Consider the following 18251-nt stretch of genomic DNA (forward strand, 5'->3'; position numbering starts at 1 on the left):
GCTTGTTAGCGTTTCTGGGTGCCGAGATGGGCCGCACGTCTGCGAAGGGCGTAGCGGCCTTTCTGTTGGGTTGGAGCGGACACCCGTTCGCGCGTCCATGCGATTAGCTGCTCATTGCGCGGCGATTCGCGCTCGATGTTGTGTCCGTCCGGGCGGCTATCGTCCAGTCCGCGTCCGTCTCCGCAGCACTCCCACGCCGGTGCACGCGGCGACAGCCTAGACGGGGCGGGGCGCGCGATCGTGGTGTACGATGAGTGCCATTGTGATCAAAAGAATCCAGCAGCCACTCACCGTAAATAGAAGGAGCGAAGATGAAGTTCAAGGGGGCGCAAGAGACCTTGGTAGAAAAGATTCAAACCCTCGGCTACCAATATGAAGTGAAGGCTGCAGGCAGTGGTTTGCAGTTCCGGACAACGGACGGAGCCGTACTCAATTGGTATCCAAGCACGGGGACAATTAACTTCCAGGGTGACGCGGGCGCCTCTGCGAAGTTGAAGGAGAAATTGGAACCTCTGCTCTCCGGCGATATGACATCGACGCGTGCGGCATCACCTGTCGCGGCGCCAATCGCTCCCGCAAAAGTAGAAGCCAAGGGCAAGGTCTTCGTGGTTCACGGTCACGATCAAACGTCGAGGGAGCAGCTTGAGCTGGTCCTGCATAAGCTGGGACTTGATCCGTTTGTTCTTCAGAATACTGGAGGCGCGGGGCTGACCATCATTGAGGCGTTGGAGCAAGAGATTGGCCCCGACGCGGCTGAGGTGAAGTTTGGCATCGTCCTACTCACTCCGGACGATTTCGGGTATGCAAAGAGCGATGGCGCGGACAAGGCCCAGCCGCGTGCTCGTCAAAATGTTGTGCTTGAAATGGGAATGCTCCTCTCGTCGATTGGACGCAAAAACGTCGCGATTCTGAAGAAGGGCCACGTTGATGTTCCCTCGGACGCGCAAGGCATCTTGTACCTTGGCTTCAACGATCACGTGAAGGAGGTGGTGCCAAGGCTCGTTGATCGATTGACCAATGCCGGTTTCGTCCTCGATCCGAGCAACATCACGAAGGCATCGTCCTAACTTCAAACGCGCGCGGCCTGCCGCTTGAACCAGTGGCAGGCCAGAAGGTGATGTGCTGGGTGCGCAAATCTCAGATTGCGCAGACCGGCGGTCGTCCAAGGTCGCGGCAGTTCGATTGTCGCGAGACTGCCGCACTCGTCCGGCAAAGCAGAATAACGGGGCGTGAGCAATCCGGCTCAGGCTAAACCAAGCAAAATTCGCCGGAAACGTAGGGCTCTCATAGGACGCGAACTGTCCTACGAGGCGGCTAGAAGTGGGGCGCAGAAAAACAAAAAGGGCTACGACTTTTCATCGTAACCCTTTGAGCTAACTGCAGAATTCTTTGGTGGGCGGTACTGGGATCGAACCAGTGACCCCTGCCGTGTGAAGGCAGTGCTCTACCGCTGAGCTAACCGCCCAAAGAAGAAAAGATTATGTCAGGAGTTTTGGAGCCTGTAAAGCACTTTCTGCAAATATTGTTCGAGTCCACGCGACGTCCGGTCAGCCGGCCGTCGACGGCTCGACGAGATCGAGGATCGACCCGTCGCGCTTGAGCGTCGCGAGCACGATGCTCGAGTTGATCGACATCACGCCCGCGGCGCGGTGCAGCCGGTTGATCACGAAATCCGAATAGTGATCGAGATCGCGCGCGCGAACCGTCAGCACGTAATTCGACCCGCCCGTGACGATCTGCGCCGCGATGACCTCCGGCCACTGCTGGATCGCCTCCACGAACCGGTCGTGCCACTCGGGTACGTCCGGCCGCATCGACACATGCACGAGCGCCTCGAACGCGACACCGACCTTCTTCGGCTCGATCGCGCAGCGATACCCGGCAATGGCACCGCGTTCCTCCAGCAGCTTCACGCGCCGCAGGCAGGCCGACGGCGACAGTGCGACCGCGTTCGCGAGGTCCTGATTGCTGATGCGTCCGTCCCGTTCGAGGTGCCGGAGGATCCGCATGTCGGTTCGATCCAGAGTCATTTCGCAGAATCCGGTGAATTTTGAGATGAGATCCGCAGACTCTACTGCAATCGGATTGGTTCGTCATCGAAAAGTGAAGCTCATTCTATTTCGTCCTCGATAACATGCGCCCCATGTCCCGGCCGCTCATCCCGACGCAACGTGGTGCCGCCGGTGGTGCCGCCGCCTTCAACCTTTACCGTCATTCCGCCATGTACGAACACGTTCCCGCCTACCCGGGCGATCCGATCCTGTCGCTGTTCCAGGCATTCCAGCAGGATGCGCATCCGCACAAGGTCAACCTGAGCATCGGCCTCTACTACGACGACGCGGGCCGGATTCCCGTCCTCGACAGCACGCGCATCGCGGCCGAGCAGCTACGCGATGCCGGTGCGCCGCACACGTATCTGCCGATGGAGGGGCTCGCGGCGTACCGGCAGGGCGTGCAGCGCCTCGTATTCGGCGACGATTGCACGGCGCTCGCGGAAGGGCGCATCGCGACGCTGCAGACGCTCGGCGGATCGGGCGCGATCCGGCTCGGCGCGGAATTCGTGAAGCGTTATTTCCCCGACAGCGCGATCTGGATCAGCGACCCGACGTGGGACAACCACCGCGTGATCTTCTCGGCCGCGGGCCTCGACGTGCACACGTATCCGTACTACGACACATTGCGCAACGACATCCGCGTCGACGCGATGCTCGCCACGCTCGATGCGTTGCCGGCGCGCAGCGTCGTGCTGCTGCAGCCGTGCTGCCACAACCCGACGGGGCTCGACCTCGGCCGCGACGCATGGCGCGCGGTGATCGACGTGCTCGCGCGGCGCGGACTGATTCCGTTCCTCGACATGGCGTACCAGGGGTTCGGCGACGGTCTCGCCGACGACGCGTGGGCCGTGCGTGCGATCGTCGATGCCGGGCTGCCCGCGATCGTCGGCAATTCGTTTTCGAAGAACTTCTCGCTGTACGGCGAGCGCGTCGGCGGGCTGTCGGTCGTCTGCGCGAACGCGGGCGAGGCCGCGACGGTGCTGAGCCAGTTGCAGGCCGGCGTGCGCCGCACCTATTCGAGCCCGCCGCTGTTCGGCGCGCAACTCGTGTCGACCGTGCTGAACGACGACGCGCTGCGCGCGCGCTGGGAAGGCGAGGTCGCGCAGGTGCGCACGCGCATCAAGCGGATGCGCGGCGAACTGAAGGCCCGGCTCGATGCGCGGCTGCCGGACCGCGCGTTCGACGCACTCGTCACGCAGCGCGGGATGTTCAGCTACACGGGCATGGCCGCGACCGACGTCGACCGGTTGCGTGCATCGCACGGCGTCTATCTGCTGCGCTCGGGGCGCATGTGCATCGCAGGTCTGAACGATGCGAACGTCGACCATGTCGCGAACGCGATCGCCGATGTGCTCGGCGGCGCGTCGCGGCGGGCCGCCTGAATTTCCCGACCCCGATCCGAAGGAGGACACGATGGCTGAAACGATCCCGGTCGACCTGCCGCAGCTCGCACAACCGTTCTCGTGGGCGACCCGCGCGGGCGGGTTGATGTTTACGGGGCACGGGCCGGTCGACGCGTCCGGGGCGATTGTCGGCGACACGATGGCCGAACAGGCGCGCATCACGCTCGCGAATCTCGCGAAGGCCGTCGCGGCGGCCGGCGCGACGATGGACGACGTCGCGCAGGTGCTCGTCTACCTGTCCGACGTGAAGGCGATGCCCGAATTCGATACCGAATACCGGCGCCACTTCCGCGAACCGTATCCGAACCGGACGTGCGTCGGTGTGCAGGGTTTCGCGCATCCGGCGATGCGCGTCGAACTCGTCGCGTACGTCGCGTTGCCCGCGGCACGCACCTAGCAGGAACACCGCATTGCGCGGTGTGCAGTCACGCAATCATCGACAAACGAGAACAGGACTGGAGGAGAACATGAGGACAATCAATCGATTCGCACTGCCAATTATGGCGGGTGCGCTTGCCGTAAGCGGCGCGATGGCGCAGAGCAGCGTGATGCTGTACGGAATCGTCGACCAGAGCATTCGCTATACGACGCATGCTGACGCGTCGAACGATGCGAGCGTGCAGATGACCAACGGCGCGATCACGAACAGCCGCTGGGGACTGAAGGGCAGCGAGGCGCTCGGCGGCGGGCTGAAGGCGATCTTCCAGCTGGAGAGCGGCTTCGAGCCGCAGAACGGGCAGCTCGACGGCACGCTGTTCGGCCGCTACGCGTATGTGGGCCTCGCGAGCGACTGGGGTACCGTGAAGCTTGGCCGCCAGGCGACCGAGGCGTTCAACCTGTTCGGCGATCTCGATCCGCTGACGGTCGGCAACTACACGGCCAACATGTGGCCGTATTTCCTCACGCAAGGGCGTGCGAGCAACGTCGTCAGCTACGACGGCACGTTCGGCGGGCTGAACGTCGGCGCGAGCTACGGCTTCGGCGGTGTCGCGGGCAGCCTCGGCGCGAATGCGTACTGGGGCACGCACGTGTCGTACACGCAGGGCGGGCTGATGGTCGGCGCGACGTACCAGCAGGTGCGCGACCTGAACAGCCGCGCGCAGCAGGCGTGGGGCGCGGGCGCACGCTACGCGTTCGGCGCGGCGACGCTGTACGCGGGCTATCTCGGCGGCATCGACCGCACGGGCATGCTCGACCAGCAGCTGCTGAACGCGCCGGGCCGCGACGTGACCTACGGTGCGTTCGCGGACAACCCGCGTCGCGACGCGATCTTCTATACGGGCGCGAGCGTCAAGGTTACGCCGGCCGTGTCGGTGACGGGCGTCGCGTATTACGACGACATCCGCAACGTCAACGGCGTCGCCGGCAACGGCGGCAAGCGCTATACGGGCGTGCTCGAGGCCGAGTACGCTTTGTCGAAGGCCACGCAGGTCTACGCGACGGTCGACTACAACCGCGTGACGGGCGGCGCGTTCACGGAAATGCCCGGACGCGGCAACCAGACCGGCGTCGCGGCCGGCCTGCGCCACCTGTTCTGAGCACGCGGCGCGCGGCGGCCGGCAGGTCCGGCGCCGGCCCGCGCGCCGTCGACGTTTCGACCGGACAATCGCTTTCGAACGAGGTCACTCGATGCAACCAGAAGGGCAATTCCAGCATATCGCGGCGCGCGAGCAAGGCTTGCGTCGCACGCTTTCCGCACGGCAGATGGCGATGATCGCGATCGGCGGCGCCATCGGCACCGGTCTTTTTCTCGGCAGCGGCTTCGCGATCGGCTTCGCGGGCCCGAGCGTGCTCGTCAGCTACGCGATCGGCGCGTTCATCTCGCTGCTGCTGATGGGCTGTCTCGCGGAGATGACGGTCGCGCACCCGACCTCCGGTTCGTTCGGCGCGTATGCCGAACATTACGTGAGCCCGTGGGCCGGATTCCTCGTGCGCTACGCGTACTGGGCGTGCATCGTGCTCGCGGTCGGCACCGAGGTCACCGCGATCGCGCTGTACATGAAGTACTGGTTCCCGGGCGTGCCGGGCTGGCTGTGGATCGTCGGGTTCTCCGCGCTGCTGGTGTTCGTCAACGCGCGCAGCGTCGACGTGTTCGGCGCGGTCGAGTACGGCTTCTCGGTCGTGAAGATCGCGGCGATCGTCGGCTTCATCGTGCTCGGCGCCTATGTCGTGTTCGGCAATCCGGGGCTGGTCGGCGACGGTGCCGCACGCGCGGGATTCCACCATTACACGGATCACGGCGGCTTCTTTCCGAAGGGGGCGTGGGGCACGTGGGTCGCGGTGATCGTATCGATCTTCAGCTACCTGAGCATCGAGATGATCGCGGTCGCGGCCGGTGAAGCCGAGGATCCCGAGCGCGCGGTCACGCGTGCGTTCCGCTCGACGATCGTGCGGCTCGTGCTGTTCTACCTCGTCACGCTCGCGCTGATGCTCGCGATCGTGCCGTGGACGGCGGCGGGGCGCGACGAAAGCCCGTTCGTGAAGGTGATGGAGGCGATTCACCTGCCGGGCGCGGCCGGGCTGATCAACTTCGTCGTGCTGATCGCCGCGCTGTCGGCGATGAACAGCCAGCTCTACATCACGACGCGGATGATGTTCAGCCTGTCGCGTGCGGGCCATGCGCCGAAGGCGCTCGGGGAAGTGAACGCACGCGGCGTGCCGTTCGGCGCGCTGATGCTGTCGACGCTCGGCATCGCGCTGGCGACCGTGCTGAGCGTGCTGTACCCGGACGCGTCGTTCACGATCATGATGGCGGTGTCGATGTTCGGCGCGCTGTTCACGTGGATGATGATTTTCGTCACGCACTACTGTTTCCGGCGTCGCCGGGCGGCGCTCGGCCTGCCGGCGCCCGCGTTCCGGATGCGCGGTTTTCCGCTGCTGACGCTGCTCGGCGCGGGCCTGATGCTCGCGGTGATGGTGACGACTTACTTCACGGCCGAATTCCACATGACGCTGATCTTCGGCATTCCGTTCCTGGTTGCGCTGTCGGTCGTGTACGCGGTGTGGTATCGGCGCGCGCAGCCGATACTCCAGCCCGACGCGAAGTCGTGATGTAGCGGTGGGGCCGTGCGGTCAGCCCGCGAGCGCGGGCAGTGCGTCGATCGACGCGCGCACGTAATCGGCGAAGCGCAGCGCAACCGGTTCGGCGGTGCCGCTGCACTTCAGCGCGAGCGTGCGCGATTCGAGCGACGCATCCTTCAGCGGCCGGAACGCGAGCCGGTCGCTCTTCACCTGCTGCAGCACGCGCGGCACGAGCGCGATACCCATCCCGAACTCGATCATCGACAGGATGGTCTGCCACAGCCGTGCCTCGTGGCGGATCAGCGGGCTGAAGCCGGCATTCACGCACTGCGCGATGATCAGGTCGTGATAATGCGGCGCCGCTTCGCGTGGGAACAGGATGAACGGTTCCGCGGCCAGCGCGGCGAGCGCGACCTGCTTGCGCTTCGCGAGCGGATGCGCGGCCGGCAGGCAGCAGACGAACGGTTCCGTGTAAACGGGCGTCGATTCGACCTCGGGCGGGAAGTGGCCCCAGTGCGCGTAGCCGAGATCGATCTGGCCGCGCTGGATCGCCTGCACCTGCGCCTGCGTGTTCATTTCGCTCAGCACGACTTCGACACCCGGGTAGTCGGCCTCGAAGCGCCGCACCGCATCGGGCAGCCCGCGATACAGCATCGAATGAACGAAGCCGATCCGCAGCCGGCCCGCGAGACCGGACGCGGAGCGCACCGTCAGGCGTTCGGCCTCGGCCGCCTGCAGCAGCAGCCGGCGCGCTTCGCCGAGCAGCACCTCGCCCGCGTTGGTCAGCGCGACGGTCTTGTTGGTGCGCGAGAACAGCCGGACGCCGAGCGCGTCCTCGAACTTGCGGATGTCGAAACTCAGCGCCGGCTGCGAGATGAACAGGCGCTTCGCCGCGCGCCCGAAGTGCAGCTCCTCGGCGACCGCCACGAAGTACCGCAACTGCCTCAGTTCCATGGTGTCTCCTCGCGGCGTCGGCATCGATAAGCGATATCTATCGTACCGGATAAATCCTGTATTGGACGCTTATCGATCGCGCGCCTACGCTCTGCGGAAGGCTTTGCACGGGATGGGGCGGGCGCCGCGGCGCCGCCGCCAGCCGACGTGCAGGCAACCCAGGAGACGCATGCATGAACGACACCGCTCGCACGCCGGACGCCGGCGCATCCAACATCCCCGACAGCCGGGGCATCAATTTCTTCACGGTCGATCCCGATCTCGGCGCGTTGCTGAAGCTGCATCTCGGCGATGCGCAGTATGCCGAGCTCGAGCCGCGGCTGCGCGCACTCGGCGCACGCGTGTCGGGCGAGCTCGACGAATGGGCGTCGCGCGCGGACAAGCACCCGCCCGTGCTCGAGCACCGCAACCGGCGCGGCGAGGCCGTGCAGCGGATCGACAAGGATCCCGCGTATGTCGCGCTAGAGCGCGTCGCGTATGCCGAGCTGGGGCTCGCGTCGCTGAGCCACGGATCCGAATCCGTCGCGCCGCTCGTCAAGTACGCGCTGACGTTCCTGTTCGTGCAGGCGGAATTCGGGCTGTGCTGCCCGGTCAGCATGACCGATTCGCTGACGCGCACGCTGCGCCGCTTCGGCGATCCGGCGATCGTTGCGCGCTACCTGCCGATGCTTGCGTCGCGCGATTTCGACACGCTGTACCAGGGTGCGATGTTCATGACCGAACAGGCGGCGGGCTCCGACGTCGGCCGGATCGCGACGCGGGCGACGCGCGAGACAGGCGCGCACGGCGAGACCGTCTGGCGTCTGACCGGCGACAAATGGTTCTGCTCGAACGCCGATGCCGATCTCGCGATGGTGCTCGCGCGGCCCGACGGCGCGCCGGACGGCATCAAGGGCCTCGCGCTGTTCCTGCTGCCGAAGACGCTGCCGGACGGCACGCGCAACCGCTACCGGATCGTGCGCCTGAAGGACAAGCTCGGCAGCCGTTCGATGGCGAGCGGCGAGATCGCGCTCGAAGGCGCGCAGGCGTATCTGATCGGCGAGATCGGCCGCGGCTTTCACCAGATGGCCGACATGATCAACATGTCGCGGCTGTCGAACGGCGTGCGCGCGGCGGGGCTGATGCGGCGCGCGCTGAACGAGGCGCTGCACGTTGCCGCGCATCGCGAGGCCTTCGGCCGCAAGCTGATCGAGATGCCGCTGATGCAGCGCCAGTTGCTGAAGATGCTGCTGCCGGCCGAGGCCGCGCGCGCGATGTTCATGCAGATCGCGCTGCTGCTGCCGCGGGCTGATGCGGGCGACGAGCAGGCCGCGCGCTGCGTGCGGATCCTGACGCCGCTGATCAAGTTCCGCGCGTGCCGCGATGCGCGGCGCGTGACGGGCGATGCGATGGAAGTGCGCGGCGGCACCGGCTATATCGAGGAATGGAGCGACGCGCGCATCGTGCGCGATGCGCATCTCGGCTCGATCTGGGAGGGCACGAGCAACATCGTCGCGCTCGACGTCGCGCGGGCCGCGCAGCGTGAGCAGGCGCTCGATGCGCTGCGCGCGTTCCTCGGCGATCGCCTCGGCGCGGCGCCGCTGCCCGATGCGAGCCGTGCGGCGCTGCGGCGCATCCTCGCGCGCGCCTGCGACGCGCTCGCCCGGGTCGCGACGGAAGGCGACGACGCGCGCGTGCGGCAGGCCGCGTCCGCGCTGTACTACGCGAGTGCGGCCGTGCTGATGGCCTGCGAAGGCGTGCGGCTCGCGCCGGATTTCCGGCGGCTCGCGCTCGCGCACCTGATCGTGCGCCACAAGCTGCTGCCGGTCGATCCGCTCGCGCCGGCGTCGCGCGACGACGAATCGGCCGCGTACGCAGCGCTGCTGCGCGGCACGCCGGTCGCGCTCGATACCGCGCTCGACCTGCTGCCGGAGGTCGAGCGATGAGCACGACGCGTGGCGCACTGGACGGCCTGAAGGTCGTCGACCTGAGCCGCGTGCTCGGCGGCCCGTACTGCACGCAGGCGCTTGCCGACCACGGGGCGACGGTGGTCAAGATAGAGCCGCCGGACGGCGACGAGACGCGCGGCTGGGGGCCGCCGTTCCTCGGCGATACCGCGTGGTACTTCATGGGCGTGAACCGCAACAAGGAAGGGCTCGCGCTCGACCTGTCGCGCGACGAAGGGCGCGCGATCCTGTGGCGTCTGCTCGACGAGGCCGACGTGCTGGTCGAGAACTTCAAGCCCGGCACGCTCGCGCGCTGGGGGATGGACTACGCACGCGACCTGCAGCCGCGTTTCCCTTGGCTGATCCACTGCGCGGTGACGGGCTTCGGCGACGACGGCCCGCTCGGCGGCCTGCCCGGCTACGACGCGGTGATCCAGGCGATGGCCGGGCTGATGAGCGTCAACGGCGAGCGCGACGGCGACGCGATGCGCATCGGTTTGCCGATCGTCGACATGGTCACTGGCCTCAATGCGCTCGCGGGCATCCTGCTGGCGCTCGCGGAGCGCGAGAAGAGCGGGCGCGGGCAGTCGATCGACATCGCGCTGTACGACTGCGGCGTATCGCTGCTGCATCCGCACCTGCCGAATTTCTTCGGTTCCGGGCGCGTGCCGGCGCGCAGCGGCAACGCGCATCCGAACATCGCGCCGTACGACAGCTACCGCACGGCGACCGTGCCGATCTTCCTCGCGATCGGCAACGACCGGCAGTTCGCGCGTCTCGTCGCGCATCTCGGCGTGCCGGCGCTCGCGGGCGATCCGCGCTTCGTCGACAACCGCAGCCGCTGCGCGCATCGGCCCGAACTGAAGGCCGAACTGGAGGCACGGCTCGCCGTGCACGCCTGCGAGCCGCTCGCGCGCGACCTGATGGCAGCCGGCGTGCCGTGCGGGCCGGTGCGCACGGTGGCAGACGTTGCGCACGATCCGCATGCGCTGCACCGGAACCTGTTCGTCGAGATCGGCGCGTATCGCGGCACGGCGTCGCCGGTGAAGCTGTCGCGCACGCCGGCCACCTATCGTTCGCCGCCGCCCGCGCTCGGTGGCGACACGCGCGCGGTGCTCGATCGCCTCGGCGTCGATCCCGCGCTCCAGCAGCAACTGCTCGACGCCGGCGTGCTGAGGGAGGCCCCCGGCTAGGCGATCCCGACTGACACGACGCCGCCGGCCGGCGGCGCCATGCCGGCCACCCGGGAAAGGCGCGCGACAGTCGCGCCCCCGACACACAGACATGGAGACATCGATGAGCCGTCAGCAATCCCCGACCGCCGCGCAGCAGCCGCGGCCCGGCCGCGCCGCCTTCGCGGCGTTCGTCGGCACCACGATCGAGTGGTACGACTTCTACATCTACGGCACGGCCGCGGCGCTCGTGTTCGGCAAGGTGTTCTTTGCGAGCACGATGGATCCCGGTGTCGCGACGCTGCTTGCGTTCGTCACGTTCTGGGCCGGCTTCGCCGCGCGGCCGCTCGGCGGCATCGTGTTCGGGCATCTCGGCGATCGGGTCGGCCGCAAGACCGCGCTCGTGATCACGCTGGTGATGATGGGGCTGGCGACGACCGGCATCGGCCTGTTGCCCGGCTATGCGCAGATCGGCGTCTGGGCGCCGGCCGGCCTCGTCGTGCTGCGCGTGCTGCAGGGCATCGCGGTCGGCGGCGAGTGGGGCGGCGCGGTGCTGATCGCGAGCGAGAACGCGCCGAAGCATCGCAGCATCCTGTATGCGGCGTTCGCGCAGCAGGGCTCGCCCACCGGCAACCTGCTGGCCACGGCCGCGTTCTTCGCGCTGAGCGCGCTGCCGACGCCGTCGTTCCTGATGTGGGGCTGGCGCATTCCGTTCCTGCTGTCGGCCGTGCTCGTCATCATCGGCATGGTGATCCGGCTGAAGCTCGAGGAGTCCGCCGACATGCAGCGCGTGCTCGCACGCAAGCGCACCGTGAAGCTGCCGCTGCGCGACGTCGTGCGCGATCACTGGGTGGTCGTGCTGCTCGCGGCCGGCACGCTGCCGGTGATCAACGTCACGTACTTCCGCAGCACGTTCGCGCTGTCGTGGGCGACCAAGGAACTCGGCTACGCGCAGGGCACATTCCTCGGCATCCTGTCGATCTCGCTCGTCGTGCAGTTCCTGATGCAGCCGGTCGGCGCGTGGTTCGTGTCGAAGGTCGACATGCGCCGCGCGATGTGCTGGATCCTGATTCCGGAAATCGTGCTGATGCCCGTGATGTTCCATGCGCTCGCGACGCGTTCGTACTGGGTGGCCGTCGCGGGCATGTGCATCTCGACGATTCCGTCGGCGATGTTCTATGGCGCGGTCGGCGGCGTGCTCGCGCGCGTGTTCCCGGCGAACATCCGCTACACGGGCCTGTCGCTCGCGTATCAGTTGAGCGCGCTCGTCGTCGGCGGCGGCACGCCCGTGCTCGCGCAGGCCATCCTCAACGCGACCGGCAGCATCGTCGGCGTCGCGGTCGCATCGGGGCTCTACGCGTTCGTGTCGCTCGTCTGCATGCTGGCGCTGCTGAATCGCACCGGGTATCGCGCGGACGAACTGTCGACGGCCGAACGCAGCGATGCGGCCGAATGGGGCACCGAAGGTGGCGGTGCGGAAGCGGCGGCCGACGGGCACGCGCAGCCGGGCGAGGGCGGCGCGCTGAAGCCGGCCGGCTGAGCGGCACGGCGCGTCGCCGCGCGGGAGATCGGAACGCACCGAACGCGCGTCCCCAAAAGAAAACGGCACCGTGCGAAACACGGTGCCGTCATTCCCGAAGCGTGCGGCAGGCAACTTGCCGGCCGCGCGCTTCGCGTCATCAGCCTTCCGTCGGCGGCACGTAGCCGGACGCCTGGTCCGCGCCGTCGCCGAAGAAGTATTTTTCGGTCTGCTTCATCAGGTACTGACGCGCACGCGGGTCCGCCATGTTCAGGCGGTTTTCGTTGATCAGCATCGTTTGCTGCTTCAACCAGCCTTGCCACGCTTCCTTCGAGACGCTCTCGTAAATGCGCTTGCCGAGTTCGCCCGGCAGCGGCGGAAAATCGAGGCCTTCGGCTTCCTTGCCGAGCTTCGCGCATTGGATCATTCGAGCCATCGTGTACTTCTCCTGTAATCGGTCTGGGGGAGGGCAGTCGTGCCTGCGCTCAGAGCTGCTTCATCAGCACGAGCGACTTGCGCTGCCAGTTATAGAGTTTGCGGCGGTCTTCCGGCAGGTCGTCGACGCTGACCTTGACGAAGCCGCGCTTGAGGAACCAGTGCTCGGTGCGCGTCGTGAGCACGAAGATATGCGTGAGGCCGCGCGCGCGGGCGCGCTGCTCGATGCGCTTGAGCAGGCGTTCGCCGTCGCCCGAGCCCTGTGCTTCCGGCGCGACCGTCAGGCACGCCATCTCGCCGATCTTTTCCTGCTGGTACGGATACAGCGCCGCGCAGCCGAACAGCACGCCATCGTGCTCGATCACCGAGAAGTGGTCGATGTCCCGCTCGATCTGGTGGCGGCCGCGCCGCACCAGCGTGCCGTCCGACTCGAGCGGCTCGATCAGCGACAGGATGCCGCCGACGTCGTCCGGCGTCGCTTCGCGCAGGCTTTCGAGGTTCTCGTACGAGATCATCGTGCCGACGCCGTCGTGCAGGAACAGTTCGAGCAGCATGCTGCCGTCGAGCGATTGCGGGATCAGGTGGGCCCGGGTCACGCCGCCGCGGCACGCGCGGATCGAGTGCTTCAGGAAGAACGCGTCGTCGCCCTGGACGTTGCCGGAATCGAGCAGCTCGGCTGCCGCGTCGAGCGACATTTCGCGGATCAGCTCGCCTTCGTCGTCGACGATGCCGGGGCCTTCGGTCAGGAACACGATCTTGTCGGCGCGCAGCGCGATCGCGGCGGCCGACGCCACATCTTCCATCGACAGGTTGAATGCTTCGCCGGTCGGCGAGAAGCCGAGCGGCGACAGCAGCACGAGCTTGCGGCTCGCGAGAGAATGGCGGATCGATTCGGCGTCGATCTTGCGCACGATGCCCGTATGCGCGAAATCGACCCCGTCGAGAATCCCCACCGGCCGTGCGGTCACGAAGTTGCCGGACACGACGCTGATGTGCGCGTGCGCCATCGGCGAGTTCGGCAGACCCTGGCTGATCGCGGCCTCGATGTCGAGACGCACTTCACCGGCCGCTTCCTTCGCGGATTCGAGCGCGCGCGCATCGGTGATGCGCAGCCCGTGCGAAAACTCGGATTCGACACCATGCAGGCTCAGCTGCTCCTCGACCTGCGGGCGCGAGCCGTGCACCAGCACGATCTGGATACCCATCGCCTGCAGCAGCGCGATGTCGGACACGAGCGCATTCAGCAGCCCCTGCTGCACCACCTCGCCGCCAAACCCCACGACGAACGTGCTGTTGCGGAACTTGTGGATATAGGGTGCGACGGAGCGCATCCAGTCGACGAACTGCGCGTGACTGGCGGCCGAGTCGTCGGCGGCCGGCGGCGTCGTGGCGCCGGTCTGGGCGGGGGGGAGGTCGGTTTGGGAATTCATGGGCGGGATTATAATGCGCCCCCATGTCGAATGTACCTAAAAGTCCCGCGCCGACGCGGGCCAAAGCGCCGTCGGCCCGGCACCCGGATGGTGCGGCCGATGCACGCCAGCAGCAGGGCCAGCCGCCACGCCGGCCGCAGGAACAGCAGGCGGGCAAGCCTGCACACACGCCGCGCGGGCCGCGTGGTGACGAACCGCGCGGCGACGCGCGCCAGCCGGCCGCGAAGGACGCGTCCGCTGCAACGGGCGAGCGGGCGCCGCGCCGCGAGCGGCCGCCGCGCGCCGTCGTCGCGCCGAATCCCGTCCCGCCGATCACGTACCCCGAAAGCCTGCCCGTGTCGGGCAAGCGCGACGAAATCGCGCGCGCGATCGCCGGTCATCAGGTTGTCATCGTCTGCGGCGAAACCGGCTCGGGCAAGACCACGCAGCTGCCGAAGATCTGTCTCGATCTCGGCCGCGGCCTCGGCGCCGGCGGCACGGGCCTGATCGGCCATACGCAGCCGCGCCGCCTCGCCGCGTCGTCCACCGGCCGCCGGATCGCCGAGGAACTCGGCACGCCGTTCGGCGAAGTGGTCGGCTACAAGGTGCGCTTTACCGACAATCTCGCGCCGGGCGCGTCCGTGAAGCTGATGACGGACGGGATCCTGCTCGCCGAGACGCAGACCGACCCGTTGCTGAAGGCGTACGACACGCTGATCATCGACGAGGCGCACGAGCGCAGCCTGAACATCGACTTCCTGCTCGGCTACCTGAAGGAGATCCTGCCGAGGCGGCCGGACCTGAAGCTGATCGTCACGTCCGCGACGATCGACGCCGATCGCTTCGCGCGCCATTTCGGCACCGACGAGCGTCCCGCGCCCGTGATCGAGGTGAGCGGGCGGCTGTATCCGGTCGAGATGCGCTACCGGCCGGTGGCCGAGGATCGCCCGGCCGTGAAGAACGCGGAAGGCACGGCCGGCCGCGATCGCGTGAAGACCGCGCGCGAAGCCGAGCGCGACCTGATGGACGCGATCGTCGACGCGGTCGACGAGCTGTGCCGCGAAGGCCCCGGCGACGTGCTGGTGTTCCTGCCCGGCGAGCGCGAGATCCGCGAAGCGGCCGAGGCGCTGCGCAAGCACCATCCGCCGCACACCGAGATCCTGCCGCTGTTCGCGCGGCTCTCGGCGGCCGACCAGGACAAGGTGTTCAAGGCGTCGAACGCGCGCCGGATCGTACTCGCGACCAACGTGGCCGAAACCTCGCTGACGGTGCCGGGCATCCGCTACGTCGTCGATACGGGCCTTGCGCGCGTGAAGCGCTATTCGTACCGGAACAAGGTCGAGCAACTGCAGGTCGAGTCGATCTCGCAGGCGGCCGCGAACCAGCGCGCGGGCCGTTGCGGCCGCGTGGCCGACGGTGTCTGCATTCGCTTGTACGAGGAAAGCGATTACCAGGCGCGCGCCCGCTTCACCGATCCGGAAATCCTGCGCTCGTCGCTCGCGTCGGTGATCCTGCGGATGAAATCGCTGCACCTGACGGCGATCGAGTCGTTCCCGTTCCTCGAGCCGCCGCCCGGCCGCGCGATCGCGGACGGCTACCAGCTGCTCAACGAGCTCGGCGCGGTCGACGACGACAACGCGCTGACGCCGCTCGGCCGCGAACTCGCGCGACTGCCGCTCGACCCGCGCGTCGGCCGGATGATTCTTGCCGCGCGCGACCAGCAGTCGCTGCGCGAGGTGCTGATCATCGCGAGCGCGCTGTCCGTGCAGGATCCGCGCGACCGCCCGATCGAAGCGCAGGAGCAGGCCGACCAGGCACATCGCCGGTTTGCCGACGAGCGTTCCGAGTTCCTGCAATGGCTGAAGATCTGGGCGTGGTTCGAAGAGGCGGTCGCGCACAAGAAGTCGAACCGCCAACTCGTCGACGCGTGCCGGCAGAACTTTCTGTCGCACCTGCGGCTTCGTGAGTGGCGCGACGTCCATTCGCAGCTGCTGACCGTCGTGCGCGAGCACGGCTGGCGGCTGAACGAAGTCGAGGCGACCTACGAACAGGTCCATCTGGCCCTGTTGACGGGCCTGCTCGGCAACCTTGGCCTGAAGGCCGATGACGATCCGCACTATCTCGGCGCGCGCGGGATCAAGTTCTACCTGTGGCCGGGCTCGGTGCTCGCGAAGAAGGCCGGCCGCTGGGTGATGGCGGCCGAGCTCGTCGAGACGAGCCGGCTGTACGCGCGCTGCCTCGCGAAGATCGAGCCCGAATGGGTCGAGAAGATCGGCGCGCATTTGCTGAAGAAATCGCTGTCGGAGCCGCACTGGGAAAAGCGCCCGGCGCAGGTCAGCGCGTACGAGCGCGCGACGCTGTATGGGCTACCCATCTACCACCGCCGGCGCGTCGCGTTCGGCAAGCAGGATCCGTCGCGGGCGCGTGAGCTGTTCATCCGCGGCGCGCTGGTCGAGGGCGAATTCGACACGAAGCTCGCGTTCTTCGCGCACAACCGCAAGCTGCTCGCCGACATCGAGCAGCTCGAGCACAAGTCGCGCCGCCAGGACGTGCTGGTCGACGACGAGCTGATCTACGCGTACTACGACCAGGCGATTCCGGAAGGGATTCACACGGGTGCCGCTTTCGAGCGCTGGTATCGCGACGAGGTGAAGAAGGGCGGCCAGGCGGAGGACAAGCAGCGCCTGCTGTACCTGTCGCGCGACGACCTGATGCGCCACGAGGCGGCCGGCGTGACGACCGAGCTGTTCCCGAAGCGGGCGACGATGGCCGGCGTCGAGATGGCGCTCACGTATCACTTCGAGCCCGGCACGCCGCGCGACGGCGTGACGCTCGCGGTGCCGCTGTATGCGCTGAACCAGGTCGACGCGCGCCGCTGCGAGTGGCTCGTGCCGGGGATGCTGAAGGAAAAGGTGCAGTTGCTGCTGAAGTCGCTGCCGCAGAAGCTGCGCCGGCACTGCGTGCCGCTGCCCGAGTATGCGGCCGGTTTCGTCGAGCGGATGGGCCGCGAGCGCTTCGGCGCGGGCGGCCTCGTCGAGGCGCTGATCGCCGACGTGCGCGGTGAAACGCAAATCGCGATGAAAACGGCCGACTTCAAGCTCGAGACGCTGCCCGCGCACCTGTTCATGAACTTCAAGGTGATCGACGAGCACGGCCGCCAGCTCGCGATGGGGCGCAATCTCGCGCAGCTTCGCCAGGAGCTCGGCGCGCAGGCGCAGCAGCAGTTCCAGAAGATCGCGGCGGCGTCGACGATCGCGGCGGGCGGCGATGCCGATGACGGCCAGCCCATCGGCCAGGCGCCGGCGGCGGTTGCCACGACCGGTGCCGCCGGCCGCAACGCGAAGACCGGCAAGGGGGCGGCGCCGCAGACCGCCGCTCCGGCGGAGGCCGGCGCGACCGCGTTGTACGAGAATCTGACGACGTGGAATTTCGGCAAGCTGCCCGAGCTGCTGGAGATCCGCCGGCGCGGCCAGACGCTGTACGGCTACCCGGCACTCGTCGATCGCGGCACGCATTGCGACGTCGAGGTGTTCGATTCGCCGGAGGAGGCCGCGCGCATCCACCGGGCCGGCCTGCGGCGGCTGTTCGCGCTGCAGCTGAAGGAGCCGATCAAGTTCCTCGAGAAGAACCTGCCGGGGCTGCGCGAGATGGCGATGCAGTACATGTCGCTCGGCACGCAGGACGAGCTGCGCGACCAACTGATCGACACGGCGCTCGACCGCGCGTGCCTGCAGGATCCGCTGCCCGACGACGACGCGAGCTTCCACGCGCGCCGCGACGAGGGCCGGAGCCGCCTGAACCTGCTCGCGCAGGAAATCGCGCGGCTGGTCGGGCAGATCCTCGCCGAATATGCGGGGCTCGTGAAGAAGCTCGCGCAGGCGAAGCCGTTTGCGCAGGCGCATGCGGACCTGCAGCAGCAGCTCGCCGCGCTGGTCGGCAAGCGCTTCGTGATCGACACGCCCTACGCGCAACTGGCGCACTTCCCGCGCTACCTGAAGGGCATCGCGCTGCGGATCGACAAGCTGAAGGCCGATCCGGCGCGCGACGCGAAGCAGTCGGCCGACCTGTTGCCGCTGGCCCAGCAGTACCAGCGCGCGGTGTCGCAGCGCGGCGGCGTCGCCGATTTGCGGCTCGCGGAATTCCGCTGGCTGCTCGAGGAACTGCGGATTTCGCTGTTCGCGCAGGAACTGCGCACGCCGATGCCTGTCTCTGTCAAGCGTCTGCACAAGGTCTGGGAGTCGATGCAGCGCTAGCGCAACATCGGTTTCCCGGGCCCGCACCGGCGGCCGGCCCCGGCCGGCCGCGCGGCGCCTGCCGCGCCGGCCGACCGGGCCGCCGCGGCGTGCGTCGAAGTGGCGC

Annotated in this window: 13 protein-coding genes and 1 tRNA gene; 9 read left to right on the forward strand and 5 right to left on the reverse strand. The window is 67.6% G+C overall.

The annotated features are described in order from the left end of the window. Window positions 1-311: 311 nt before the first annotated feature. Window positions 312-1067 carry a TIR domain-containing protein gene (locus BDI24065_RS19620; RefSeq protein ID WP_175032667.1) on the forward strand — a complete coding sequence of 252 codons (756 nt, stop codon included), beginning with the start codon at window positions 312-314 and terminating at the stop codon, window positions 1065-1067. A 323-nt stretch (window positions 1068-1390) separates the two neighbouring features. Here the strand turns inward: BDI24065_RS19620 and BDI24065_RS19625 are convergent. Both BDI24065_RS19625 and BDI24065_RS19630 read right to left on the reverse strand, forming a co-directional pair. Next, window positions 1391-1465 (reverse strand) — tRNA-Val (locus BDI24065_RS19625). 82 nt (window positions 1466-1547) lie between these two features. Then, window positions 1548-2030 carry an Lrp/AsnC family transcriptional regulator gene (locus BDI24065_RS19630; RefSeq protein ID WP_174917730.1) on the reverse strand — a complete coding sequence of 161 codons (483 nt, stop codon included), beginning with the start codon at window positions 2028-2030 and terminating at the stop codon, window positions 1548-1550. Between the two features lie 191 nt (window positions 2031-2221). Here BDI24065_RS19630 and BDI24065_RS19635 point away from each other — a divergent pair, with 191 nt between their 5' ends. The 4 genes from BDI24065_RS19635 (at window position 2222) to BDI24065_RS19650 (ending at window position 6508) form a co-directional block, all read left to right on the forward strand. Beyond that, window positions 2222-3436, forward strand: a complete 1215-nt coding sequence (locus BDI24065_RS19635) for an amino acid aminotransferase (protein ID WP_175032668.1) — start codon at window positions 2222-2224, stop codon at window positions 3434-3436. Between the two features lie 31 nt (window positions 3437-3467). Then, window positions 3468-3854 carry a RidA family protein gene (locus BDI24065_RS19640; protein ID WP_175032669.1) on the forward strand — a complete coding sequence of 129 codons (387 nt, stop codon included), beginning with the start codon at window positions 3468-3470 and terminating at the stop codon, window positions 3852-3854. Window positions 3855-3924: 70 nt separating this feature from the next. Beyond that, on the forward strand, window positions 3925-4995 hold the full coding sequence (locus BDI24065_RS19645; protein WP_438820021.1) for a porin: 1071 nt from the start codon (window positions 3925-3927) through the stop codon (window positions 4993-4995). Window positions 4996-5086: 91 nt separating this feature from the next. Beyond that, a complete protein-coding gene (locus tag BDI24065_RS19650) occupies window positions 5087-6508 on the forward strand; it encodes an amino acid permease (protein WP_175032670.1) in 1422 nt (473 codons plus the stop codon). 21 nt (window positions 6509-6529) lie between these two features. On the opposite strand, the gene BDI24065_RS19655 is transcribed toward BDI24065_RS19650, so the two are convergent. Continuing rightward, window positions 6530-7432 (reverse strand): LysR family transcriptional regulator, encoded by a 903-nt coding sequence (locus BDI24065_RS19655; RefSeq protein ID WP_175032671.1) that lies wholly within the window; start codon window positions 7430-7432, stop codon window positions 6530-6532. A gap of 173 nt (window positions 7433-7605) precedes the next feature. On the opposite strand from BDI24065_RS19655, the gene BDI24065_RS19660 reads away from it, so the two are divergent. The 3 genes from BDI24065_RS19660 to BDI24065_RS19670 all read left to right on the forward strand — a co-directional run bounded on the left by BDI24065_RS19660 (window position 7606) and on the right by BDI24065_RS19670 (window position 12069). Continuing rightward, window positions 7606-9357, forward strand: coding sequence for an acyl-CoA dehydrogenase family protein (locus BDI24065_RS19660; RefSeq protein WP_175032672.1), 1752 nt, complete (start codon window positions 7606-7608; stop codon window positions 9355-9357). Next, window positions 9354-10550: a CaiB/BaiF CoA transferase family protein gene (locus BDI24065_RS19665; RefSeq protein WP_175032673.1), complete on the forward strand. Its 1197-nt coding sequence runs from the start codon at window positions 9354-9356 to the stop codon at window positions 10548-10550. Before BDI24065_RS19660 ends, BDI24065_RS19665 begins: the two co-directional genes overlap by 4 nt. A gap of 103 nt (window positions 10551-10653) precedes the next feature. After that, entirely contained in the window at window positions 10654-12069 is a 1416-nt protein-coding gene (locus tag BDI24065_RS19670) for an MFS transporter (RefSeq protein ID WP_175032674.1), read from the forward strand. 139 nt (window positions 12070-12208) lie between these two features. Here the strand turns inward: BDI24065_RS19670 and BDI24065_RS19675 are convergent, their stop codons facing one another. Beyond that, a complete protein-coding gene (locus BDI24065_RS19675) occupies window positions 12209-12484 on the reverse strand; it encodes an oxidative damage protection protein (RefSeq protein WP_006478357.1) in 276 nt (91 codons plus the stop codon). Window positions 12485-12533: 49 nt separating this feature from the next. Beyond that, a complete protein-coding gene (gene argA / locus BDI24065_RS19680) occupies window positions 12534-13913 on the reverse strand; it encodes an amino-acid N-acetyltransferase (RefSeq protein WP_122945809.1) in 1380 nt (459 codons plus the stop codon). Window positions 13914-13936: 23 nt separating this feature from the next. On the opposite strand from argA, the gene hrpA reads away from it, so the two are divergent. Continuing rightward, window positions 13937-18145 (forward strand): ATP-dependent RNA helicase HrpA, encoded by a 4209-nt coding sequence (gene hrpA, locus BDI24065_RS19685; protein ID WP_175032675.1) that lies wholly within the window; start codon window positions 13937-13939, stop codon window positions 18143-18145. The last annotated feature ends 106 nt before the right edge of the window (window positions 18146-18251 follow it).

Origin of the sequence: Burkholderia lata (assembly GCF_902499025.1) — a bacterium.
Classification (GTDB): Bacteria; Pseudomonadota; Gammaproteobacteria; order Burkholderiales; family Burkholderiaceae; genus Burkholderia; species Burkholderia lata_C.